21 protein-coding genes are annotated in these 22342 nt (G+C 72.5%); 9 read left to right on the forward strand and 12 right to left on the reverse strand.

Annotation, left to right across the window (positions count from 1 at the left end):
- Positions 1–168 precede the first annotated feature (168 nt).
- Positions 169–744, reverse strand: a complete 576-nt coding sequence (locus ACIO1C_RS08545; protein ID WP_401859896.1) for a hypothetical protein — start codon at positions 742–744, stop codon at positions 169–171.
- 205 nt (positions 745–949) lie between these two features.
- On the opposite strand from ACIO1C_RS08545, the gene ACIO1C_RS08550 reads away from it, so the two are divergent.
- Entirely contained in the window at positions 950–1747 is a 798-nt protein-coding gene (locus tag ACIO1C_RS08550; RefSeq protein ID WP_401859897.1) for a hypothetical protein, read from the forward strand.
- 87 nt (positions 1748–1834) lie between these two features.
- Here the strand turns inward: ACIO1C_RS08550 and ACIO1C_RS08555 are convergent, their stop codons facing one another.
- The gene (locus ACIO1C_RS08555; protein WP_401859899.1) at positions 1835–2269 is read right to left on the reverse strand and encodes a MarR family winged helix-turn-helix transcriptional regulator; all 435 of its coding nucleotides are present in this window, start codon (positions 2267–2269) and stop codon (positions 1835–1837) included.
- 120 nt (positions 2270–2389) lie between these two features.
- On the opposite strand from ACIO1C_RS08555, the gene ACIO1C_RS08560 reads away from it, so the two are divergent.
- Positions 2390–3409, forward strand: coding sequence for an NADP-dependent oxidoreductase (locus tag ACIO1C_RS08560; RefSeq protein ID WP_401859901.1), 1020 nt, complete (start codon positions 2390–2392; stop codon positions 3407–3409).
- Positions 3410–3488: 79 nt separating this feature from the next.
- A complete protein-coding gene (locus tag ACIO1C_RS08565) occupies positions 3489–3917 on the forward strand; it encodes an organic hydroperoxide resistance protein (protein WP_401859903.1) in 429 nt (142 codons plus the stop codon).
- A gap of 112 nt (positions 3918–4029) precedes the next feature.
- On the opposite strand, the gene ACIO1C_RS08570 is transcribed toward ACIO1C_RS08565, so the two are convergent.
- Positions 4030–6606 (reverse strand): M14 family zinc carboxypeptidase, encoded by a 2577-nt coding sequence (locus ACIO1C_RS08570; RefSeq protein WP_401859905.1) that lies wholly within the window; start codon positions 6604–6606, stop codon positions 4030–4032.
- A 114-nt stretch (positions 6607–6720) separates the two neighbouring features.
- On the opposite strand from ACIO1C_RS08570, the gene ACIO1C_RS08575 reads away from it, so the two are divergent.
- Positions 6721–7587: an EI24 domain-containing protein gene (locus ACIO1C_RS08575; protein ID WP_401859907.1), complete on the forward strand. Its 867-nt coding sequence runs from the start codon at positions 6721–6723 to the stop codon at positions 7585–7587.
- 3 nt (positions 7588–7590) lie between these two features.
- Here the strand turns inward: ACIO1C_RS08575 and ACIO1C_RS08580 are convergent, their stop codons facing one another.
- Together ACIO1C_RS08580 and ACIO1C_RS08585 are read right to left on the reverse strand one after the other, a co-directional pair.
- On the reverse strand, positions 7591–8874 hold the full coding sequence (locus tag ACIO1C_RS08580) for a pyroglutamyl peptidase (RefSeq protein ID WP_401859909.1): 1284 nt from the start codon (positions 8872–8874) through the stop codon (positions 7591–7593).
- 162 nt (positions 8875–9036) lie between these two features.
- Positions 9037–9621: a TetR/AcrR family transcriptional regulator gene (locus ACIO1C_RS08585; RefSeq protein ID WP_401859911.1), complete on the reverse strand. Its 585-nt coding sequence runs from the start codon at positions 9619–9621 to the stop codon at positions 9037–9039.
- A gap of 140 nt (positions 9622–9761) precedes the next feature.
- Between ACIO1C_RS08585 and ACIO1C_RS08590 the strand changes: the two genes are divergently transcribed.
- Entirely contained in the window at positions 9762–12245 is a 2484-nt protein-coding gene (locus ACIO1C_RS08590) for a glycoside hydrolase family 3 protein (RefSeq protein WP_401859913.1), read from the forward strand.
- Positions 12246–12361: 116 nt separating this feature from the next.
- Here the strand turns inward: ACIO1C_RS08590 and ACIO1C_RS08595 are convergent, their stop codons facing one another.
- Both ACIO1C_RS08595 and ACIO1C_RS08600 read right to left on the reverse strand, forming a co-directional pair.
- On the reverse strand, positions 12362–13351 hold the full coding sequence (locus ACIO1C_RS08595; protein ID WP_401859915.1) for an aldose epimerase family protein: 990 nt from the start codon (positions 13349–13351) through the stop codon (positions 12362–12364).
- Between the two features lie 40 nt (positions 13352–13391).
- Positions 13392–14387: an SGNH/GDSL hydrolase family protein gene (locus ACIO1C_RS08600; protein ID WP_401859917.1), complete on the reverse strand. Its 996-nt coding sequence runs from the start codon at positions 14385–14387 to the stop codon at positions 13392–13394.
- Positions 14388–14797: 410 nt separating this feature from the next.
- Here ACIO1C_RS08600 and ACIO1C_RS08605 point away from each other — a divergent pair, with 410 nt between their 5' ends.
- The gene (locus ACIO1C_RS08605; protein WP_401859919.1) at positions 14798–15292 is read left to right on the forward strand and encodes a DUF3145 domain-containing protein; all 495 of its coding nucleotides are present in this window, start codon (positions 14798–14800) and stop codon (positions 15290–15292) included.
- Between the two features lie 45 nt (positions 15293–15337).
- Positions 15338–16213, forward strand: coding sequence for an NAD(P)-dependent oxidoreductase (locus ACIO1C_RS08610; protein WP_401859920.1), 876 nt, complete (start codon positions 15338–15340; stop codon positions 16211–16213).
- Between the two features lie 111 nt (positions 16214–16324).
- Here ACIO1C_RS08610 and fabF read toward each other — a convergent pair whose 3' ends face one another.
- From fabF to ACIO1C_RS08635, 5 genes are all read right to left on the reverse strand, one after another.
- A complete protein-coding gene (fabF, locus tag ACIO1C_RS08615; protein WP_401859921.1) occupies positions 16325–17587 on the reverse strand; it encodes a beta-ketoacyl-ACP synthase II in 1263 nt (420 codons plus the stop codon).
- A 79-nt stretch (positions 17588–17666) separates the two neighbouring features.
- Positions 17667–17915 (reverse strand): acyl carrier protein, encoded by a 249-nt coding sequence (locus tag ACIO1C_RS08620; protein ID WP_167033381.1) that lies wholly within the window; start codon positions 17913–17915, stop codon positions 17667–17669.
- Between the two features lie 65 nt (positions 17916–17980).
- Positions 17981–18982 carry a ketoacyl-ACP synthase III gene (locus tag ACIO1C_RS08625; protein WP_401859923.1) on the reverse strand — a complete coding sequence of 334 codons (1002 nt, stop codon included), beginning with the start codon at positions 18980–18982 and terminating at the stop codon, positions 17981–17983.
- 14 nt (positions 18983–18996) lie between these two features.
- Positions 18997–19938, reverse strand: a complete 942-nt coding sequence (locus tag ACIO1C_RS08630; RefSeq protein ID WP_401859925.1) for an ACP S-malonyltransferase — start codon at positions 19936–19938, stop codon at positions 18997–18999.
- Positions 19939–20027: 89 nt separating this feature from the next.
- The gene (locus ACIO1C_RS08635) at positions 20028–21209 is read right to left on the reverse strand and encodes a CdaR family transcriptional regulator (RefSeq protein WP_161311900.1); all 1182 of its coding nucleotides are present in this window, start codon (positions 21207–21209) and stop codon (positions 20028–20030) included.
- Positions 21210–21284: 75 nt separating this feature from the next.
- Between ACIO1C_RS08635 and ACIO1C_RS08640 the strand changes: the two genes are divergently transcribed.
- Positions 21285–21941, forward strand: a complete 657-nt coding sequence (locus ACIO1C_RS08640) for a pirin family protein (protein WP_401860002.1) — start codon at positions 21285–21287, stop codon at positions 21939–21941.
- Between the two features lie 36 nt (positions 21942–21977).
- Positions 21978–22342 (forward strand): IS5 family transposase (locus ACIO1C_RS08645; protein ID WP_401859926.1); only part of this gene is annotated, 365 nt, incomplete at its 3' end.

Here is a 22342-nt window from a genome sequence, read left to right on the forward strand (position 1 = left end):
CTGATGCACCGGCGGCCGCCGGTCCTGTTCGCATCGTGGGGCCCGGGGGAGCGGGGCGCGCGCTGGGATGAGCCGTCAGGAGTACGGGCGGTTGACCGACGGGGGTACGGAGCTGACGGGACGCCAGACCCGTGTCGCGGGGCCGCCCTGTCCGTACCGCGCGGCCGGTCAGTCCTTGGTCCAGCCCTGGAGCAGTCCCCAGGTGAAGTCGGCGACCGCGCCCCCGCCGCCGGGCGGGTCGCCGGGCAGGGTGAACGCCAGCCGCAGCCGGGTCGGCGCGCTGCCCTCCATCGGCCGGGCCGGCGGGAAGGCCCGCGCGACCTCGTCCACCGTGCACGACCAGGGCCGCAGGTCCTCGGCCGTGCGCGGCTCGGGCCCCGCCAGCCCCGGGGCACGGACCAGCCATTCGTTCCATACGGCCCCGCCGGGCCCGGCCATCGCCTCAAAGCGCAGGTCGGGCCAGAGCGGTACGGGCCACTGGAGGGCCTCGCACTCCAGGTCGCCGACCTTCCGGGGGAAGGTCCGCTCGGGCGGGCCGAGCACCGAGCGGTAGCGGGAGAGCGTGCCACGGGCGCGCGGGGAGCGGACCATCGCCTGCCAGCGGCGATTGGCCTCGCGCATGTCGGCCAGGGACGCGCCGAGTTCGCGGCGGGCGTCGTCGACCAGCTCCGGGTGGTGGTCGGCCATCCTGCGCAGCAGGACGAGCTGGAACTGGAGCGGCCCGAACGGCCCGGTGGACGTCATACGGCCATCCTGCCCGGTGCGTTCCGCCGTACCGCGCGGCGCATACCGCCCGTACCGCCCGCCCTGCCCGGCGCGGCCACCCGCTTTGCGCAGTGCGGCCACCCGCCCGAATCGGGATGACACACCCGGAACCGTCGACCCCTTACAAGATCTTCACAGTCCGGGTTCTCCACGGCGCGCCACGGCCGCATAGCCTGCGGGCGCCATGGACTACTGCCATCAGTGCCGTCGGCACCTCAACGGCGCACTGACCTGCGCCGGATGCGGCACCCCCGCCGAGGAGCTGCGGCAGAGCGCCCCCGTACCCCCCGCACCGCGACAGAATCGCTCCCCGGGACACGACGGCAGGGCCGACCAAGGTCACGAAGAGTTCGCGGACGCGCCGGAGAGTGAGATCGAGCCCCTTGTGGGCCATCGCCCCGACCGCGACCGCTCCGGCCGTCGTGAGCGCCCCGACCGCCGCCGCTCCGCCCCGGCCCGCACGGGGCCCCGCCGGGCCCGCGGCAAGCGCGGCCGCAGGATCGTCGTCGGGGTGCTCGGGGTTGTCCTCGCGGTGGGGGTGCTGAGCCTGGCCCGGCTGGCGCTGGAGCCGCCCGGCGACGACGGGGCCTCGGCGGTCAAGGAGGAGGCGTCCACCGAGTTCGACGGACGCCCGGACGGCACGGCGAAGCCGGTGGCGCCCGACGACCCGGGTCCCGCCACGGCCAGCGGTACGGGGAAGGGCGGATCGCCCGGGCCGGACGGCAGCGGGAAGCCGGGCGACGAGGAGTCCCCGGAGGCCAGTGACTCGGCGTCGTCCTCGGCGTCCCCGAGCCCCGGCGACACGGAGTCGGCCGACCCCGGTGCGCCCGACTCGCCGGACCCCACGGACTCCGCGTCCGGTCCCGGTACGCCGGCGGACCCCACGGACGGGCCCACGACGGCCACCCCGACCTCGGCGTCCCCGTCGCCGACGCCCGAGCCGAGCGAGACCTGCGACCGGTTCCTCTGGTTCTGCGTGTGACGGCCGGAGCGTGACGACCGGAGCGTGACGGGCGGACCGGCAACCCCCGGACCGACAACCCCCCGACCGCGGGCGTGAGCCCGCCGGTCAGGCCACGTCCTCGCCCAGCATCCGCTTGAGCAGATCGCGCAGGACACGCCGCTCGTCCTCGGACAGCGACGCCAGCGGTTCGCGCGCGAAGTTCAGTGAGTCCCGCAGCCGCGCCGCCGTCTCCAGCCCCTGTTCCGTGGGCGCGGCGAGCTTCACCCGGCGGTCGCCCGGGTCCGGCCGGCGTTCCACCAGGTCACGGGCTTCGAGCCGGTCCACGATGCCGGTGACGTTGGACGGCTCGCACTTCAGCTTCTGCGCGATCCGGCGCATGGGCATGGGCTCCAGGGACAGGAGCCCCAAGACGCGCGCCTGGGCACCGGTGAGGGAGTACTGGGCCGCGGCGTGCTCGTACTCCTCGTAATAGCGGGCCACGACGGTGCCGATGAGTTCGACGACTTCGAGGGTCAGCGGGTCTCTGCGGGTGGTGGCCATGGGACCAGCGTACCCATTTGCTTGACAACATGAAATATCTAAGAGCATGGTTCTTTCAGGTAGTGAAGCTTTTTTACGACGGCTCGCCGCCACCCGCACCCACCGAGGAGGCCCCGCACCATGACCGCACTTCCCGAATCAGGCCGCGCATGGCATCTCGCCGCCCGCCCCGACGGCTGGCCCAGGCCCAGTGATGTCGCTCTGCGCGAGATACCCGTGGCCGAGCCGGGGGAGGGCCGGATCCTGGTCCGGAACCTGTACTTCTCGGTGGACCCCTACATGCGCCCCCGCATGAACGACGCGAAGTCCTACGTGGCCGCCTACCAGCTGGGCGAGCCGCTGGCCGGCCAGGCGGTCGGCGAGGTCATCGCCTCCCGCGCGGACGGGTTCGCCGTCGGCGACCACGTCCTGCACAATCTGGGCTGGCGGGAGTACGCCGAGTTCGAACCGGGCCGCGCCGTCAAGGTCGACGCGTCCGTCGCCCCGCTCTCCGCGTACCTCGGCGTGCTCGGCGCGACGGGCTTCACCGCCTACGCGGGCCTCTTCGGGGTCGGCGCCTTCAAGGAGGGCGACGCGGTCTTCGTGTCCGGGGCCGCCGGCGCGGTCGGCAGCCAGGTCGGCCAGCTCGCCAAGCTCAAGGGCGCCTCGCGGGTCATCGGTTCGGCCGGTACGGACGAGAAGGTCAAGCTTCTGGTGGAGGAGTGCGGCTTCGACGCGGCCTTCAACTACAAGAACGGCTCCGTCAGGAAGCAGCTCAAGGCCGCCGCCCCGGACGGCATCGACCTCTACTTCGACAACGTGGGCGGCGACCACCTCGAAGCGGCGATCAGCTCGTTGAGGCCCCACGGCCGGGCGGTGCTGTGCGGCTCGGTCGCCCAGTACAACAACAACGCGCCGGCACCGGGCCCGAACAATCTCTCCCTCGTCGTCACCAAGCGGCTGCGCCTGGAAGGGATCATCGTCACCGACCACTGGGGGCTCCAGCCCCGGTTCCTCCAGGAAGTGGGCCCGCTGTTCGCCTCCGGGCAACTCAAGCACCACGAAACCGTCGTGGAAGGGATCGAGAACGGCTTCGACGCGTTCCTCGGCGTTCTGCGCGGTGAGAACACTGGAAAGATGATCGTCGGACTTACCCGTTGACGACCGCCTATGCTCGACCCCAGGCCGTCGTGGTCCGTGGGCGCGAGCTACGGCGTACAAGCGAAGGAACCTTCCCAGCATGACCATTCAGAAGATCGACGCTCTCTACACCGCCGTCGCCACCGCCGAGAACGGCCGTGACGGCCGCGTCTCCAGCGACGACGGTCAGCTCGACGTGATCGTCAACCCGCCCAAGTCGATGGGGGGCAGCGGCGCCGGTACGAACCCGGAGCAGCTGTTCGCCGCCGGTTACAGCGCCTGCTTCCAGGGTGCGCTCGGTGTGGTCGCCCGCAAGGCGAAGGCCGACATATCCGGTTCGACCGTGACCGCCAAGGTCAGCATCGGCAAGACCGAGGCCGGCGGCTTCGGCCTCGAGGTCGAACTCGTCGCCGTCATCCCGAACGTGGACGAGGCGACCGCCAAGGACCTGCTGGAGAAGGCGCACCAGGTGTGCCCGTACTCCAACGCGACCCGTGGCAACATCAGCGTGACGCTCGCCGTCGCCTGATCGCACAGCGGATAAAACACCACACAGCAAGGCGCGGGGCCCGTATCCCCTCAGGGGACACGGGCCCCGCGTGTCTGTCACCGCGTCCGGTACGGCCCCGGCGGCGGCCCGCTCAGCCGGCCGCGCCGAGCAGCGCCCGGCCCACCTGCGCGAACACCCCCTTGGGATGGTCACGGAACAGCGGCTCGGTGCCGAACAGCACCACCCGCGCGCCCGCCCCCGCCGTACCGCTCACGACCGACGCCCGGCCCGCCGCGTCGGCGGGCCCGCCCGCGCCGTCTTCATTTGCCCGCCAGTGGCCCGAGACCAGCAACTTCCCTGTGCTGTACGACTGTTCCGTCCGCACTCCGGCGCCCAGGGCCGTGAACCACCGCGGCCCGTAGACGAAGGTGTGCGCCGGGGCGCCGCCGGTGATCGGGCCTCCCGCGTTGGCCACCCGCACCACGCCGTTGGCGTCCCCGTTCCCGGCGACCGCCGTCACGGGCAGCAGCGCCGCCGCCGCGTTGAGGGCCGTACCCCCGGAACCGAGACCGACCACCCCGCCGCCCCCGCCGAGGAAGCCGTCCAGCGCCGCGCGCGCGGCCGGGGTGAGAGACCCGTACTGGAGCCCCGTGGAGACGTACAGCACGTCCGCCGACGACCAGTCGAAGTCCGCGTTCAGGATCGCGGTCGACACCGGCAGCACGTCGAAGCCCATCTCCCGCAGGGCGGCCTGCTCCCCGGCCGTCACCGAGGCGGCGACCCGCGTGCGGTGGAGCGCCGTGGTCCCCCGCTCCTTCGTGGCGGCGAAGACCACCCCGTGGCGCTCCGCGAGGACGCTCGCGAGGCGGCGGGCCGACGACGGCACGATCGCCGCCCCGTCGGCCGCGCGCCGCACCTTCACCCCTTGCGCGAGAAGGGAGTTGAGGGCGAGCAGCTCCTTCGGGTCGTCCAGGCGCAGCCGCAGATCGCCCTGGCGCGCCACCGAGCCGGTGGGGGAGGCGGCCGTCACCGGGCGGCCCGGGACGTGCAGTCCGCCCGCCACCGTCCGTACGGTGTCCACACTCGCGCCCCACAGCAGCCCGAGGCTCCACCCCGAGATGTCGTACATCGTGGAGACGTCCGCGCTGATGTCCCGGCCCTCGCCGAGGATCACGTTCGCGATGCCGCGCTTGGGCTGGCGCATGTCGACGACGTACGAACCTGCCTGGTACGCACGGCCATTGAGCCGGAAGCCGGTCGTGGCCCGCTCGACCCGCACGTCGTTGGCGGTCAGGTGGTCCACCAGCCGGGCCGCAGCGGTCGCCGAGCGCTGCGCGGCGCCGGCCGGGATCACGAAGGCGCGGGGGAAGTCGGTGGTGTACACGTCCTCGGGGCCGATGCCCGGCACTCCCGGTACGGTCTCCTCCGACACCGGCCGCTGCGCCTCGCCCGCCGCGCCCCGCCGGAACGTCTCGATCTGGTCGGCGATCACCGAAGTCCGGTGGTCCAGCGTGTAGTTCAGGGTCGCGCGCATCACGGCCCCCGCGATGTCCGTGTTGATGGCGGCCCGGCGGCGCAACTCCTCGGCCGGCAGGGTGTCGTACGACCGGTTGTTGACGGTCATCGGGAACTCGACCGTGTGCGAGGCGACCGCGCCCTGGAACGGCATGTACTGCGGGGTGAAGACCGGCGGCCAGTCGTCCCAGCCCTCCTCCTGGTCCCGGAAGGGGATGACGGGCGGCTCCACGCCGTCCTTCCCGGACGTGTAGCCGAGGTCGTTCACCGCCTTCTCCATGCCGAGGGCGTTGGCGTACGCGTTCTTGAGGAAGAGGTCGTACTCGTAGTTCTCGCCGTGCGGCGGGGTGGTCGGCTCGATCAGGGTGCCGTTGACGTACCCGTGCAGGTCGAGCATGACGGCGGCCTGCTTGGCGATGGCGATCCGCCGGATCGCACGGGTCTCGGGCTGCGACGCCGTGATCATGTCCCGGTTGAGATCGAAGCCGTCGGCGTTGGCGCGGGTCCCGGCGATCCTGCCGTCCGGGTTGGCCGTGACGTTGATGTGGATCCGGTTCGTGGCCAGCAGGTCGCGGGTACGGGCGTCCCGCGCGGTCGCCAGCTCCTCGATCAGCTCCAGCGCCGCGTCCGTGCCCTCCCACTCGTTGCCGTGGATGTTGTTGTTGATGAACAGCGGTGTTTTGTAGGAGGACTTGATGCGGCGGTCCTTGGCGGCCCGCGCCGGGGAGTTCTCGATCAGCTCGCGCATCCGCTCCTGCTCGCGGGCCTCGCCCGCGCTCTCCGGAGCGGTGACGGTGACGAGATACAGCTCATGGCCGCCCGCCGACCGCCCCGCGACCTCCACACTGACCCGATTGCCCAGCTTCTGGAGGGAGTTGAGGCGCGGGGCGAGCGAGTGGTACGGCGCCAGGCCGAGCTTGACCGACTTGTCGGCCGGGTCCACGGGCGGCGCGTCGAGGACCGTACGCCGTGGATAGCCGGCCTCCGGGCGTGAGGCCGCCGGGCCGGTGAGAGCGGATGGCAGGCTCGTGGTCAGGCCGGTGGGAGCGGTGCCCGGGGCGGTCTCCCGCCCGCTCTCCCTGACGTGGTGCGGCCCTTTCGGGCCGTTCGCCCCTCCGTCGTCGCCGCGGACGGCGGACGCGGCGGGCGGTGCGAGCAGCAGGGCACCGGTCAGGGCGGCGGTGGCGATCAGGGCCGGTCTGGGTATTCGCATGCGAGGGCCTCCGGGGCGTGCGCGCGTGGACGGAAGTGATCGGTGACGCAGGGTCTACCGGTTGTGGCCCCCGGACAACAAGAGGGTCTCGGGGGCGCCGGTAGGGTGGTTCCCATGGGCGATATCGGTGTGGGCTTCGGCTACTTGATGAAGGGCCAGCGGTGGGTCGCGGGCCACGGCCGGTGGTTCGGATTCGGGCTCCTGCCCGGTCTGGTCACCCTCCTGCTCTACGCGGCGGTGCTCGTCGGCCTGAGCTACGGAGGGGACGACCTGACCACGTGGGCGACCCCCTTCGCCGACGACTGGTCCTCGCCGTGGCAGGGGCTCTTCCGCGGCTTCCTGGTCGTGCTCCTCTTCGCACTGGTCCTCTTCCTCGCGGTGATCGCCTTCACGGCGGTGACCCTCCTGGTCGGCCAGCCCTTCTACGAATCGCTGTCCGAGGCCGTCGACCGGGCGGAGGGCGGCGAGGTCCCGGAGTCGGGACTGCCGCTCTGGCGCGAGTTGTGGATCTCGGCACGCGACAGCCTGCGGATCCTGGCACGGGTGGCGCTGTACGGCGTCCTGCTCTTCGCCGCCGGGTTCATCCCCGTCGTCGGGCAGACCGTCGTCCCCGCGATCGGCTTCTGCGTGTCCGGCTTCTTCCTGACGGAGGAACTGGTCGCGGTGGCCCTCCAGCGGCGGCGGATCGACCTCAAGGCACGGCTCGCACTGCTCCGTGGCCGCCGGATGCTCACCCTCGGCTTCGGCGTGCCGCTGACGCTGGCCTTCCTGATCCCGGTCGTGGCGATCTTCCTGATGCCCGGCGCGGTGGCGGGCGCGACGCTGATGGCCCGTGACCTGATCGAACCGGAGCGGGAGTTGGGGCCGGTGCCGGCGCCCGGGGACGGGACCGTGCCCGCCCCCGACGCGACTCTCGCCCTGGGAAAGACCGCATGGCCCCCGGCCCCGGGACAGGAGCCGCAGACCCCGCCCCGGTTCTAGGACCTACGCTCCGGCCGCCACCACGATGATCGACCTGATCTGCGCGACGATGTCCAGCCGGTTCTGCACGAACCGCGGATCGGTCACCGTCCCCGTCGCCGGGTCGGTGTTCCCAGGACCGAACTCCAGCACCGGCGTGTGCACATGGCCGCCGGGGATGTCCCGGCCCAGCCGGTCGCGCAGCAGCGTCGCCCGGTAGGCGATCTCGTTGGACAGGTAGTCGCCGCCGCCCCCGGCGCGGGCCGCCGAGCCCGGGGTCGGGCCGCCCGGCCGTACCACCGGCGCGGTCGCGCCCGCCGGCACCTCCGTCACCGAGGTGTTGTCGTACACCGGGAACCGCCCCGTGCCCGCCGCCAGGATCGCGCTGTACGGCAGGCTGGTCGTCGTCCACTGTGGCTGCGAGGCCGGGTCGGAGACCGGGACGAGCCCGGTCCGCGAGAGGTTCTCGTTGTCCCCGAAGCCGCCGCGCCAGGCGCCATTGAAGCGCTCCACGTCGATCCGGCCGACCCGGCCCTGGCTGACGGTGGTGAAGAGGTCGGCCCGCGACAGCGGCCCGCTCAGGGCCTGTTCGACCGTTCCGGCGGCGAAGTCGTCCCAGCGGACGGGGAAGACGGCCGTCTCGATGCGGGCCGGCCCGTCGGCGGTCGTGACCACCGTGCCGTCCAGGGCCAGCGCCGTCGCCCCCGACGGGTTGCTGATCCGGATGTCGCGGTCCAGCGTGAACGGGTCGAAGCCGGTCATCACGATCCGCTTGACCGCCCTGCCGTGCCGGTCCTTGCCGGGGAACGCCATCGAGTCCTGGCCGCGCGACGAGCGCTCCAGCGTGCCCAGCAGCCGGGTCCTCGCGGCGTCGGACAGCGGGAACTCCGGCTGCCAGGCGCGCAGTTCGCGGGTCATCCCCAACCGCGCCCAGTACAGCGGCCGGTCGTCGTCCCGGCTCAGGTCACCCCGCGCGGGACCCCGCCCCTGCACCCGGTCCACCGCCCGCTGCCACAGCCGCTGCCCCTGGCGTACGACCACCCGCTCGGCCGCGGCGTACGACCTGGCCCCGTCCAGCGCCCGCGCCAGCCCCGGCGCCACCGTGTCGAAGCCGCTGCGCCGCAGGATTTCCTGCGGTACGGCCTTGTCGAGGCGGGCCTCCTCGACGGTGAACGCCGGTGCGGCGGGCGGTAGGTGGCCGGACGCGGGACGCGCCTGCGCGAGGCCGGCCGGCGCGGGGACGACGAGGGCGAGCGCGGCCGTGGTGAGCAGGACAAGACCAACGCGCGTGTGGCTCCTGAGCCTCATGGGGTGCTCCTTCCGTCGGATGGCGGAAGTATCGCCTCGGGGCGGCCGGATGACCATGGTGCGATACCGGTCAGGAACACCGCTCAACGACACCGCTCAACGACACCGGTCGGTGAAGTCGGTCGGCGGAGTGGGTCAGCGGAAACCGGTCGGCGACACGGCTCAGGAACCGGGCGCGGGACCCCCGGCCCGCAGCAGCGTCAGGAAGTCGCGGAACGCGGCCGGCATGTCGACCGACTCCGGGTCCAGCAGCCACTGGTACTGGAGCCCGTCCATGACAGCGGTCAACAGCGGAGCCGCCTGTTCCGGGGTGAGCCCGCCGGGCAGGCGGTCGCCGAACTCGTCGCGCAGCACCGCCGTCATGTTGCCGCGCACCTGGTCGTAGCGGTGGGTGAAGAACTCCCGCGCCGGATGGTCCTCCGTCACGCTCTCGCCCAGCAGCGCCGAGAACGTCTGCACCATCCCGGGGCGCATCGCGTTGTACTCCACCAGGGACGTCAGCAGCTCCAGCCGCCAGCCCCGGCGCCCCCGGCCCCCGCCGCCGGTGTCCCACTGGTCGCGTTCCTCCAGGACGGCGACGAGCAGCGCCTCCTTGGAGGGGAAGTAGTGCAGCAGGCCCTGCTGGGTGAGGCCGACGCGCTCCGCCACCCCGCTCAGGGTGGTCCCCCGGTAGCCGCGCTCGGCGATCACTTCGAGGGTGGCGCGCAGGATGTCCGCCCGCCGCTCCCCGCTCCTGGCTCTCGCCATCGGCCCGCTCCTCCCATCCCCGCCGGACACCGGCGCGAATGCCACGGCGAATATCACAAATCAATAACGAACCCTACCTCCTTACAGGATGCCGGGTCACCATGTAACCGTCCACCCGAACTCGACGAGGAGGTACGGCCGTGGCAGGCGCACCCACCACCCGGGCCGATCAGGCACGCACCGCCGCCGTCGAGGCGGCGCTCGGCAAACTCGACCTGGACGCCAAGGCCCGGCTCCTGGCCGGCCAGGACATGTGGTCCCTGCCCGCGCTCCCCGAGATCGGACTCGCCTCCCTCGTCCTGTCCGACGGCCCCATCGGCGTCCGGGGAGTCCGCTGGACCGCCGACGACCCGTCGGTCGCCCTGCCCTCCCCGACCGCCCTCGCGGCCACCTGGGACCCGGAACTGGCCCGGCGCGCCGGCCGGCTGCTCGCCCAGGAGGCCCGCCGCAAGGGCGTGCACGTCCTGCTGGCCCCGACGGTGAACCTGCACCGCTCACCCCTCGGCGGACGCCACTTCGAGGCGTACAGCGAGGACCCGTACCTGACGGGAGAGATCGGCACCGGTTATGTGCTCGGCGTCCAGGACGGCGGGGTCGGCACGACCGTCAAGCACTTCGTCGCCAACGACGCCGAGACCGACCGCTTCACCGTCGACAACCTCGTCGCCCCCCGGCCGCTGCGCGAGCTGTACCTCGCGCCCTTCGAGACCATCGTGGCCAACGCCCACCCCTGGGGCATCATGGCCGCGTACAACCAGGTCAACGGCGCGACCATGACCGAACACCGCTACCTCCAGCAGGAGGTGCTGCGGGGCGAGTGGGGCTTCGACGGCTTCATCGTCTCCGACTGGCTCGCCGCCCGCTCCACCGTCGGGGCGCTCCTCGGCGGCCTCGACGTCGCCATGCCGGGACCGCGGACCGTGTACGGCGAGGCGCTGGCCGCCGCCGTCCGGGCCGGCGAGGTGGACGAACCGGCCGTCGACGAGGCGGTACGGAACGTCCTGCGGCTGGCCGCCCGCGTCGGCGCCCTCGACGGCGCGCCCCCCGTCGTCACCGACCTTCCCGCGCCCCTGGACGGCGACGCGCTGGCCCGCGAGGTCGCCCGCCGCTCCTTCGTGCTCGTCCGCAACGAGGTGCGCGGCGACCACCCCGTCCTGCCCCTCGACCCGGCCCGCGCCGGCACCGTCGCCCTCAGCGGCGCGGCGGCCCGCGACGCCCGGATCCTCGGCGGAGGCTCCGCCGTGGTCTTCCCGCACCACGTCGTCTCCCCGCTCGACGGGCTCACCGCCGCCCTCCCCGAGGGCGCGCTGACCTACGCCCTCGGCGCCGACCCCAGCGACGAACTCGCCGACACCGACAAGGGGTTCGAGCTGACGGCCGTCTGCCGCGCCGAGGACGGCCGGGTGCTCGGCACGTCGAGCGTCCCCGGCGGCCGGGTGCAGTGGGCCGGCAGCGACCTCCCCGACGGCGTCACCCACGACACGCTGCACACCGTGGAGCTGACCGGCCGCTTCGTGCCGAGGGAGAGCGGCGAGCACGCCTTCGGCACGCGCGGTCTCGGCGGCTTCGTCCTGACCGTCAACGGCGAGACACTCTTCGACGGAACCCAGGAACCGGGCGACTCCGCCGACCCGTTCGAGGCGTTCTTCGGCACCCCGGTGGAGCGCGCCCACGCCGTGCTCACGGCGGGCGAGCCGGTCGAGGTCTCGCTGCTGCACACCGTCTTCACCCTCCCGGACGCCCCGATCAGGGCCGTCGCCTTCTCCCTGCTCCACCTCGGACCGCGGTACGACCCGGACGAGTTGATCGCGGAGGCCGTCGAAGCCGCGCGCGGCGCGGGGACGGCCGTGGTGGTCGTGGCCACCACCGCCCGCGTCGAGTCCGAGGGCTTCGACCGTACGAGCCTGCGGCTGCCGGGCCGCCAGGACGATCTCGTACGGGCCGTGGCCGCCGTCAACCCGAACACCGTCGTGGTCGTCAACACCGGCTCCCCGGTGGAACTGCCGTGGCGCGAGGAGGTCGCGGCGGTGCTGCTGAGCTGGTTCCCGGGCCAGGAGGGCGGCACGGCGCTCGCCGACGTCCTCCTCGGCGCCGAGGAGCCCGGCGGCCGGCTGCCCACCACCTGGCCGGTGGCCCTCGCGGACGCGCCCGTCTCGGCGACGACCCCGACCGACGGCCAACTGCGCTACGAAGAAGGTCTGTTCATCGGCTACCGCGCCTGGGAGCGGGCGGGCACGACACCCGCGTACCCCTTCGGACACGGCCTCGGCTACACGGACTGGGTGTACGAGACGCTCTCGGCCACCCACGACGAGGTGCGGGTCAGGCTGCGCAACTCCGGTGTCCGTACCGGCCGCGAGGTCATCCAGATCTACCTCGCGCCGACGGGCACACCGGCCCCGGACGCCCCCGAGCGCCCGGCCCGCTGGCTGGCCGGCTTCGCCTCCGTCGAGGCGGCCCCGGGGGAGACGGCCGAGGTCCATGTCCCGCTGCGGCGCCGGGCGTTCGAGATCTGGGACGAGCGGACGGACGCCTGGGCACTGGTCCCCGGGACGTACGAGGTCGAGGCCGGCCACTCGGTCGCCGACCGCCGCCTCACGACGACGATCGACGTACGCCCCTGACGGCGGGAGCCCTCAGGGGGTAGGGGGACACAGACCGTACGGCCCCGGGGCGGCACCTGACACCGCTCCGGGGCCGTACGTACCCCGCCCCGCGTCCCGTACCCGTCGGCTGCCCGTCAGCGCACCGAGAATCCGTACCTCGTCGTGGAGTCGAAGACCTGACCCGGCCTCAGCACCGTGTCCGGGAACGACGGACGGTTCGGTGAGTCCGGGAAGTGCTGGGTCTCCAGGGCGATCCCGTCCCCGGGCCCGTACGGCTTCCCGTCGAAGTGGTCGCCGGTGTAGAGCTGCATCCCGGGCTCGGTCGTCGTGACGGTCAACACCCGCCCCGACACCGGGTCGTGGAGCTCGGCGGCCACGCCCGTACCGTCGTGAGCCCCGTCCAGCACGTAGTTGTGGTCGTAGCCGGGACCCACCGCCCGGGGCTCCCGGAAGTCGAAGCGCGTCCCGTCGACCGGCGCCAGCTCCCCGGTCGGCACCCCCGTCGCGTCGACCGGGGTGATCCGGCCCGCCGCGATCCGCAGCACGTGCCCCGTCGCGAGGCCGCTGCCCGCGCCGCCCAGGTTCCAGTACGTGTGATTGGTCAGGTTGACCGGGGTCGGGGCGTCGGTCTCCGCGCGGTAGTCGATCCGCAGCGCCCCGTCCGGCTCCAGCGTGTACGTCGCGCTGACCGCGAGGCGGCCGGGGAAGCCCTCCTCGCCGTCCGGGCTGACCCGCGACAGCCGTACGCCGTCACCGTCCCGCTCCGCGTCCCACACCCACCGGTCGAAGCCCCGCTCACCGCCGTGCAGGCTGTTCGGACCGTCGTTGCGGGCCAGCCGGTACGTCCGGCCGCCGAGCGTGAAGGCCCCGCCCGCGATGCGGTTCGCGTACCGGCCGACCAGCGCGCCGAAGTACGGCCCCCGGGAGCCCAGATAGCCCGCGACGTCGGGGAAGCCGAGCACGACGTCCGCCGCCGTCCCGTGCCGGTCGGGCACCTCGACCGACTGCACGACCCCGCCGTACGTGAGCAGGCGCACCCGGGTCCCGGCCCGTTCGAGGGTCCAGCGCAGGACGGGCGTGCCCTCGTCGGTCGCGCCGACGTGTTCCGTGGTTATGGCAGTCACGGTCAAGCACCTTAGACCGTCCGGCGGACCGGCCCCGCTCTCAGGCCGGCGGACGCGCCGCCGTCACGTTGCGGTACGCGATCGCGGCCAGCCGGCTCTGCCCGTCCTTGCTCGGATGGAACCAGTCCCAGTGGCTCAGCTGCTCCACGGTGAAGCGGAAGTCGAACACCGCACCGCCGTCGTACCGGCACAGCGGATCCTTGGCGCAGACGTCCCTGAGCACGCCGTTGTACGCCACGATCCGGTCGTACACCATGCTCCGCCTGGCCGAGGCCTTCGCGCTGACGTCCTGCGCGTCCCCGAGCATCGTGGCGCAGATGCCCAGCTTCCAGATCTGCCGCCCCAGCGGGTCGCCGCGCCCGGTGGACCAGAGCCGCTTGAGATCCGGCACGCTCGACACGTACACCTGCGCGTGGGGCGCCCGGGCCCGCAGCCGGTCCATCGACGCCTCGAACGCCGTACGGAAGGCGGCCACCGAGGTCATCCGGGCGGCCGAGTCCCGGCAGGCGTCGTTGGACCCCACCATGACCGTGACCAGGCCGGGGTCGTGCCGGGCCGCGCGGGTCATCTGCGCGGGCAGGTCCGCCATCTTCGCGCCCGTCGCGGCCTCGTTCCAGCTCCGCCCCGCCGCGCCCGGCGCCCCCAGGAGGCGCTGGGCCAGGCTGCGGACCTCGCCGTCCGTCCCGGTCGCCCAGGACGCCTCGGGGCAGTCCGTGAGCACCGCGCAGGCGTCGAAGCCCCGGGTGATCGAGTCACCCACGGCGGCCACCGAGTCGGGAGCCGGGTCCCACGCGGGCGTCGGCCGGGGGGCCGGGGCGCTCCTGCCCGCCGCGCCGTCGGCGGAGGAGCCGCCGGACGCGTCACAGCCGGCCAGCGTGCCACCGGCGGCGAGCACCAGGGCCGTCACCACCGCGACGACCACACGCGGACGGCCGCCGACACGCGGACGGCCATCGCCACGCCGACGCCGCGCGCGCCCGTCGTCCGTACGGCGGCGCGCCGGGGTCGCACTCCCGGTCCGTCGGCTCTCCCGCATCAGCGGTCCTCCCCGTCGGTTCGTGTTCGACGTTGCTTCTCGCTTGTCCTCGCCGGCCTTCGCGGCCTTCGGAGAGCCTCGGTCCCGGCCCTCGTCCGGCCTTCCGTACCGCCGTTCCCGGCGCTTCCGGGCCGCTCAGGAATGGCCCGTACCGCTGGCACATGCGCCTGGCACCCGGCGGCGCCCCGGCGAGTGAAAGCTTCGCGCATATCGGCCCCAGGACCGACGGTACGTCACCCCGGGCACCCCGCCGCACGGTAGCTTTTCCCACGTCGGACCAGAGGCCCCGAACGCGTGGCTCCGGTAAATTACCTCACGTCACATACTGTCCCTTTTGTGGAGTTTCACTCCCGATGCTGTTTACTGAGGCCGCTGGGAAAGGCGAACCTCGTCCCACACTGGAGGTCCCGGTGACGACACGTGGAGTTCTGTACGTTCACTCCGCACCGCGCGCGATGTGCCCCCACGTCGAATGGGCGGTGGCCGGAGTCCTGGGCCTGCGGGTCCAGCTCGACTGGATCCGGCAGCCGGCCTCACCCGGCACCTGGAGAGCCGAGTTCTCCTGGAAAGGCGAACCGGGCACGGCGTCCAAACTCGCCTCCGCCCTGCGCGGCTGGCAGATGCTGCGCTTCGAGGTGACCGCCGAGCCCTGCGCCACGGCCGAGGGCGAGCGCTACAGCGCCACGCCCGACCTCGGCATCTTCCACGCGGTCACCGGCATGCACGGCGACATCCTGATCCCCGAGGACCGGCTGCGCGCCGCGCTCGCCCGCTCCCGGCAGGGCGAGACCCAGCTGGAGGCGGAGATCGCGAAGCTGCTCGGCAAGCCCTGGGACGACGAGCTGGAGCCCTTCCGGTACGCGGGCGAGGGCGCGCCGGTCCGCTGGCTGCACCAGGTCGTCTGAGCGCTCTCGCGCGCCGGAGCGTGCCCGCGGGTCTACCGTGCACCCATGAGCGAACATCTCGCGGTAGCCGTTCTCGGCACCGGAATCATGGGCTCCGCGATGGCCCGCAGCCTCTGCCGTGCGGGACACGACGTCCGGGTGTGGAACCGCACCCCCGCGAAGGCCGAGGCGCTCGCCGCCGACGGCGCGCGGGTCGCGGCCACCGCGGCCGAGGCGGTGACGGGCGCCGACGTGGTGCTCACCGTCGTGTACGACGGGGCCGCCGTCCGGGACGCCTTCACGGCCGCCGCGCCCGGCCTGGGCGCCGGCACCCTCTGGCTCCAGTCGACGACCGTGGGCGTCGCGGACGTCCCCGCACTGGCGGCCCTCGCGGCGGATCACGGTGTGGTCTTCTTCGACGCGCCCGTACTCGGCACCAAGGGCCCGGCGGAGGCCGGCCAGCTCGCGGTGCTCGCGGCGGGCCCCGAGGAGCACCGGGACCGCCTCGATTCCGTCCTGGACGCCATCGGGCGGCGCACCCTCTGGCTGGGCGAGGACGGCGCCTCCGCCGCCGCCACCCGCCTCAAGCTCGTCGCCAACGGCTGGACCCTGACCCTGATCAACGGCGCGGCCGAGGCGCTCGCGCTGGCCAAGGGGCTCGGCGCCGACCCGAGGGCCTTCCTGGACCTCGTCTCGGGCGGCCCGGTGGACGCGGCCTACCTCCACATCAAGGCCGAGATGATCCTCGACGGGGACTACACGACGAGCTTCTCCGTCAACACGGGGGCCAAGGACGCCCGGCTGATCATCGAGGCGGCGGAGGCCGAGGGCGTCCACCTGGACGTCGTGGCGGCGATCGCCGAACGCTTCCGCCGCGCCAAGGAACTGGGCCACGGCGACAAGGACCTCGCGGCCTCGTACTTCGCCAGCTTCGACGAGTGACGTGAAGTCTTCGGCCGAGTGACGCGAAGCCCCCACGCGGCGAGGCCCGTCCCCAGCCGGGGGACGGGCCTCGTGCCGAACCGCATCGCTGCGGTACGAGTCCGTACGGACTCAGACCGTACGGAGCGCCAGAACCACGTTGTGGCCGCCGAAGCCGAACGAGTTGTTGATCGCGGAGATCGTCCCGCCGGGGAGCGCGCGGGGCTCGCCCTTGACGACGTCCGCGTCGACCTCCTCGTCCTGGTCGGTCAGGTTGATCGTCGGAGGGGCCGTGCGGTGGTACAGCGCCAGCACGGTGGCCACGGTCTCGATGCCGCCCGCGCCGCCCAGCAGGTGGCCGGTCATCGACTTCGTCGCGGACACCGCGACATGGTCCAGGTCGTCGCCCAGCACCCGGCGCAGCGCCTTGATCTCGGCGACGTCGCCCTGCGGGGTGGACGTGGCGTGCGCGTTGAGGTGCATGACCTCGGACGCCTTGAGGTCCGTCGACGCGAGCAGGTTCTCCAGCGCCTTCGCGATGCCCCGGCCGGTCGGCTCGGGCTGCGCGATGTGGTGCGCGTCCGACGACACGCCCTGGCCCAGCAGTTCGCAGTAGACCCGCGCGCCGCGCCTGGCCGCGTGCTCGGCGGACTCCAGCACGACGATGCCCGCGCCCTCACCGAGGACAAAGCCGTCACGGCCCTTGTCGTACGGGCGGGAGGCGCCGGCCGGGTCGTCGTTGTTCTTCGACATCGCCATCATGTTCGTGAACGCGGCGATGGGCAGCGGGTGGATGGCCGCTTCCGTACCACCGGCGACCACGATGTCGGCCCGGCCGCTGCGGATCATCTCCACGGCGTAGCCGACGGCCTCGGCGCCCGAGGCGCAGGCCGAGACGGGGGTGTGCACGCCCGCCTGGGCGCCCACCTCCAAGCTGACGTTGGCGGCGGGGCTGTTGGGCATCAGCATCGGCACGGTGTGCGGGGAGACGCGGCGTTCGCCCTTCTCCCGCAGGACGTCGTACTGGTCGAGGAGGGTCGTGACGCCGCCGATGCCGGAGGCGATCACGGTCCCGAGGCGGTCGGGGTCGACGGAGGTGTCGTCACCGGCACGAGCGGTGAAACCCGCGTCCGCCCACGCCTCGCGGGCCGCGATCAGCGCGAACTGCGCCGAGCGGTCCAGCTTGCGGGCGAGCGGACGGGGCAGTACATCGCCCGGGTCGACCGCCGCGACGGCGGCGATACGGACCGGCAGACCGGCGAAGCGCTCGCCCTCCAGGGGCTTCACCCCGGAGCGGCCGGCGAGCAGACCCTCCCAGGTCGATGCGCTGTCGCCACCCAGCGGTGTGGTTGCGCCGATACCGGTGACGACCACGGTGCGATTGGTCGAGCTCACTGGAATTCTTTCTCCACGTGTAGAGGGTGCTGAATTTTATACGGCGCCACCACCGGGTGGCGTCAGCCGCGCTGTGCGGTCAGTCCTGGTGCTTGAGGATGTAGTCCGCGGCGTCGCCGACCGTCTTGAGGTTCTTGACGTCGTCGTCCGGGATCTTCACGTCGAAGCGCTCTTCGGCGGCGACGACGACCTCGACCATGGACAGCGAGTCGACGTCCAGGTCGTCGGTGAAGGACTTGTCCAGCTGGACGTCCTCGACCGGGATACCGGCGATCTCGTTCACGATCTCGGCGAGACCGGTGACGATCTCTTCCTGGGTGGCGGCCATGTGGGCGCTCCTTCGATATTGAGCAGAGGGATATATGGGAACACGTACCGGAGGCTCCGGCGTGACTAGGGGAGGGTAACGACCGTCGCGGCGTACACGAGACCCGCCCCGAAGCCGATGACGAGCGCCGTGTCGCCGCTCTTCGCCTGCCCGGTCGCCAGGAGCCGCTCCATCGCGAGCGGGATCGAGGCGGCCGAGGTGTTGCCGGTGGTCTCCACGTCACGGGCGACCGTGACGCTGTCCGGCAGTTTGAGGGTCTTCACCATCGAGTCGATGATCCGCATGTTCGCCTGGTGCGGGATGAAGACGTCGAGTTCGGCGGAGCTGATGCCCGCCGCGTCGAGGGCCTGCTGGGCGACCTTCGCCATCTCGAAGACGGCCCAGCGGAAGACCGCCTGGCCCTCCTGCGTGATGGCCGGAAACTTCTCCACCGTGCCGTGGCGGTATTCCTCCCACGACACGGTCTGCTTGATGGTGTCGGACTTGTCGCCCTCGGAACCCCAGATCGTCGGGCCGATCATCGGCTCCTTCGCGGGTCCCACCACCACGGCGCCGGCGCCGTCGCCGAACAGGAAGGCCGTGGCACGGTCCTCCAGGTCGGTCAGGTCGGAGAGCCGCTCCACGCCGATGACGAGGACGTACTCCGCCGAACCCTCGACGACCATGCCCTTGGCGAGGGTCAGCCCGTAGCCGAAGCCGGCGCAGCCCGCGGAGATGTCGAACGCGGCCGGCTTGCCCGCGCCGATCGCGTCGGCGATCTCCGTGGCGATGGCCGGGGTCTGCTTGAAGTGCGAGACGGTGGCGACGATCACCCCGCCGATCTGCTCGGGCGTGAGCCCGGCGTCGGCGATGGCCTTGCCGGACGCCTCGATGGACATCGCGGCCACGGTCTCCTCGGGGGAGGCCCAGTGGCGGCTCGTGATTCCGGAGCGGGAGCGGATCCACTCGTCGGACGAGTCGATCGTCTCGAGGATCACCTCGTTGGGCACGACCCGGGTCGGGCGATAGCCGCCGACGCCCATGATGCGCGCGTACGGAGCACCCTTGCTGGGCTTGATCTTCGACATGCTCTCTGGCTCCTTTAGTCAGCCGTGGAGGAGTGCTCGGCGATCAGGGTGCGGGCCGCGTCGAGATCGTCCGGGGTCTTCAGGGCCAAGGTCTTCACGCCGGGCAGGGCGCGCTTGGCGAGACCGGTCAGGGTACCCCCGGGGCAGAGCTCGATCAGCGCGGTGACGCCCCGCTCCTGGAAGGTCTCCATGCACCGGTCCCAGCGGACCGGGCTGGCCACCTGGCCGATCAGACGGGTCAGTACGCCGGCGCCGGTGGCGACGGTCTGACCGTCCTTGTTCGAGACGTACGGTACGGCCGGGTCGGCGGGGTCGAGCGCGCGGGCGGCCTCTTCGAGCGCCGAGGACGCCGGGGCCATGTGGTGCGTGTGGAACGCGCCGGCCACCTTGAGCGCCACCACACGCCGTACACCCTCCGGAGGGTTGGCCTCCAGCGCCGCGAGCTGTTCCAGCGTGCCCGCCGCCACGATCTGGCCGGACCCGTTCACGTTCGCGGGCGTCAGCCCGAGCGTCTCCAGGTGCGCCACGGTTGTGTCGGGGTCGCCGCCGAGCAGCGCGGACATCCCCGTCCGGGTGACGGCCGCGGCGTCGGCCATGGCCAGGCCGCGGGTGCGCACGAGCGTGATGGCCGCCTCGTCGGTGAGGACCCCGGCGAGCGCGGTGGCCGCCAGCTCGCCGACGCTGTGACCGGCCACCGCGCCGACGTCACGCGTCAGATCGCCGGTGGCGGGGAAGAGTTGACGGGCCGACAGCAGCGCGGAGGCCACCAGCAGCGGCTGGGCGACGGCCGTGTCGCGGATCTCGTCCGCGTCGGCCTTCGTGCCGTAGTGGACGAGGTCCAGGTCGATGGCGGCCGACCAGGCCCGCAGCCGGTCTTCGGCGCCGGGCAGATCGAGCCAGGGAGACAGGAAGCCGGGCGTCTGAGCGCCTTGGCCGGGAGCGACGAGTACGAGCACCCTCACACTCTCTCTTGTGGATGGCCTTCACCGCCCGTGACGACAGGGACGAAGAACCGTCGGGGGAATTGTTGGAGTACGACAAAAGTCTAGGACTGAGCCTCCCGCTCGGCCAAGCGCCCGAGGATGAGGGCGATCCGGAGCGTGAACGCGGACCGTACATCGGAGGGCGACCATCCGGTGACGTCAGTCACTCGTCGGAGCCGGTAGCGCACGGTGTTGGGGTGGACGAAGAGCATCCTGGCGGCGCCCTCCAGGCTGCTCGCCTGCTCGAGATAGACACTCAGAGTCTCCAGCAGCGCGGAGCCCGCCTCCTCCAGCGGTCTGTAGATCTCCTCCACCAGCTGGTCCCGCGCGGCCGGGTCGGAGGCGATCGCGCGCTCCGGCAGCAGATCGTCGGCGAGGACCGGGCGGGGGGCGTCCTGCCAGGCGAAACAGGCCTTGAGCCCGGCGGCGGCGGCCTGCGCGGACTTTGTCGCGGCGAGCAGATCGGGGGCCACCGGGCCCGCCACGACGGGTCCCGCCGCATAGGGCCCGATCAGGGCCTTGGCGACCTGGAGCGGGTTGTCGCTGCCGCCCGCGATCACCACGAGCCGGTCGCCGAGCACCCCGGTGAGGACCTGGAGCTTGGCGTGCCGGGCGGCCCGGCGGATCGCCTCGACGGTCAGCTCGCTGTCCCCGTCCGGGGCCGTACCGAGCAGGACGCAGACATGTTCGGGGGCGTTCCAGCCGAGCGCCGCGGCCCGGGAGACCGCGCCCTCGTCGGCCTCTCCGGAGAGGACCGCGTTGACGACGAGGGATTCGAGCCGCGCGTCCCAGGCCCCGCGGGCCTCGGCGGCCTGCGCGTACACCTGTGCGGTGGCGAAGGCGATCTCCCGCGCGTAGACGAGCAGGGCCTCCCGCAGCACGGATTCGTCGCCGGGGGCGGCGACCTCCTCGATCGCCGTCTCCATGACCTCGATGGTCGTCCGCACCATCTCGACGGTCTGGCGCAGGGTGATCGCCCGGGTCAGCTCCCTCGGAGCCGTACCGAAGACGTCGGTGGAGATGGCCTGCGGCGTCTCCGGGTGGCGGAACCACTCGGTGAAGGCGGCGATGCCCGCCTGCGCGACCAGCCCGATCCACGAACGGTTCTCCGGCGGCATCGCGCGGTACCACGGCAGCGTCGCGTCCATGCGCGCGATGGCGTTCGCGGCGAGCCGCCCGGCGGACTGCTCCAGGCGGCGCAGTGTCGCGGGGTGGGAGTGGGCTACGTTCGCTGGTTCAGGCACGGGGACAAGACTGCCTTATCGGTACGGGTGAGCGAGCCGCCGGGGCGGTCGGCATCCCCTACGGTGGGACCTGTGATGCGAGTCGTGCGCGCAGAGGAGCGTTACCGGGGCGGCGATCCCTCCGCCGGTATCGAATCCTGGCACGCCCTGTCCTTCGGACGGTTCTACGACCCGGACAATCTGCGCTTCGGCGCGGTGCTCGCCTGCAACGAGGAACGGCTCGCGCCGGGCGCCGGTTTTGGTGAACACCCGCACAGCCACACGGAGATCGTCACCTGGGTCGCCGAGGGCGAGCTGACCCATCGCGACTCGGCGGGGCACGCCACGGTGGTCAGGGCGGGAGATGTCCAGCGGCTCAGCGCGGCCGACGGGGTACGGCACGTGGAGCGCAACGACGCGGAACTGCCCCTGGTGTTCGTGCAGATGTGGCTCGCGCCGCTGGAGCCGGGCGGGGAGCCGGGGTACGAGATCGTGCGCGGCATCGCCGACTCCACGCCGTACGCCCTGCCGCAGGCCGGGGCGATGCTGCACGTGCGCCGGCTGCGGGAGGGCGAGCGCGCCGCCGTACCGGACGCGCCGTTCGTGTACGTCCATGTCGTACGCGGCCGGGTCCGGCTGGACGGCGAGGAGTTGGGCCCCGGGGACTCGGCGCGGATCACGGACGCGGAGGGCCTGGACGTGACGGGCGGCCCGGCGGAGGTCCTGCTGTGGGAGATGTCGGGCAGGCTCTAGGGGTCGTCTTCAAAGCCGATCGGGTGATGCGGGATTATGGCGGGTGTGATTCGTCGTCATGAGTTGTCGGATGCTGAGTGGGCTGTGTTGTCGCGGTTGTTGCCGGGTTCGGGGACGGCTGGGCGGCCTCGGTTGGATGACCGTGTGGTGCTGAACGGGATCGTGTGGAAGCTGCGGACCGGTTCGGCCTGGCGGGACGTGCCGGAGAGGTACGGTTCCTGGCAGACGTTGTACACGCGTTTCCGCAGGTGGGCGCTGGACGGAACCTTCTCCCGCATGCTGAAGGCGATCCAGGCGGAGAGGGACGCGGCCGGGGACATCGACTGGCTGGTGTCGGTGGACTCCACGATCGTGCGGGCCCACCAGCACGCGACCGGCGGGAAAAGGGGGCGGCCGACCGG

Origin of the sequence: Streptomyces sp. NPDC087420 (assembly GCF_044744165.1) — a bacterium.
Lineage (GTDB): Bacteria > Actinomycetota > Actinomycetes > Streptomycetales > Streptomycetaceae > Streptomyces.

Coding starts and splice junctions, on each gene's coding strand:
- ACIO1C_RS08545 (WP_401859896.1), bottom strand. CDS start 744: ATGACGTCCACCGGGCCGTTCGGGCCGCTCCAGTTCCAGCTCGTCCTG.
- ACIO1C_RS08550 (WP_401859897.1), top strand. CDS start 950: ATGGACTACTGCCATCAGTGCCGTCGGCACCTCAACGGCGCACTGACC.
- ACIO1C_RS08555 (WP_401859899.1), bottom strand. CDS start 2,269: ATGGCCACCACCCGCAGAGACCCGCTGACCCTCGAAGTCGTCGAACTC.
- ACIO1C_RS08560 (WP_401859901.1), top strand. CDS start 2,390: ATGACCGCACTTCCCGAATCAGGCCGCGCATGGCATCTCGCCGCCCGC.
- ACIO1C_RS08565 (WP_401859903.1), top strand. CDS start 3,489: ATGACCATTCAGAAGATCGACGCTCTCTACACCGCCGTCGCCACCGCC.
- ACIO1C_RS08570 (WP_401859905.1), bottom strand. CDS start 6,606: ATGCGAATACCCAGACCGGCCCTGATCGCCACCGCCGCCCTGACCGGT.
- ACIO1C_RS08575 (WP_401859907.1), top strand. CDS start 6,721: ATGGGCGATATCGGTGTGGGCTTCGGCTACTTGATGAAGGGCCAGCGG.
- ACIO1C_RS08580 (WP_401859909.1), bottom strand. CDS start 8,874: ATGAGGCTCAGGAGCCACACGCGCGTTGGTCTTGTCCTGCTCACCACG.
- ACIO1C_RS08585 (WP_401859911.1), bottom strand. CDS start 9,621: ATGGCGAGAGCCAGGAGCGGGGAGCGGCGGGCGGACATCCTGCGCGCC.
- ACIO1C_RS08600 (WP_401859917.1), bottom strand. CDS start 14,387: ATGCGGGAGAGCCGACGGACCGGGAGTGCGACCCCGGCGCGCCGCCGT.
- ACIO1C_RS08610 (WP_401859920.1), top strand. CDS start 15,338: ATGAGCGAACATCTCGCGGTAGCCGTTCTCGGCACCGGAATCATGGGC.
- ACIO1C_RS08620 (WP_167033381.1), bottom strand. CDS start 17,915: ATGGCCGCCACCCAGGAAGAGATCGTCACCGGTCTCGCCGAGATCGTG.
- ACIO1C_RS08625 (WP_401859923.1), bottom strand. CDS start 18,982: ATGTCGAAGATCAAGCCCAGCAAGGGTGCTCCGTACGCGCGCATCATG.
- ACIO1C_RS08640 (WP_401860002.1), top strand. CDS start 21,285: ATGCGAGTCGTGCGCGCAGAGGAGCGTTACCGGGGCGGCGATCCCTCC.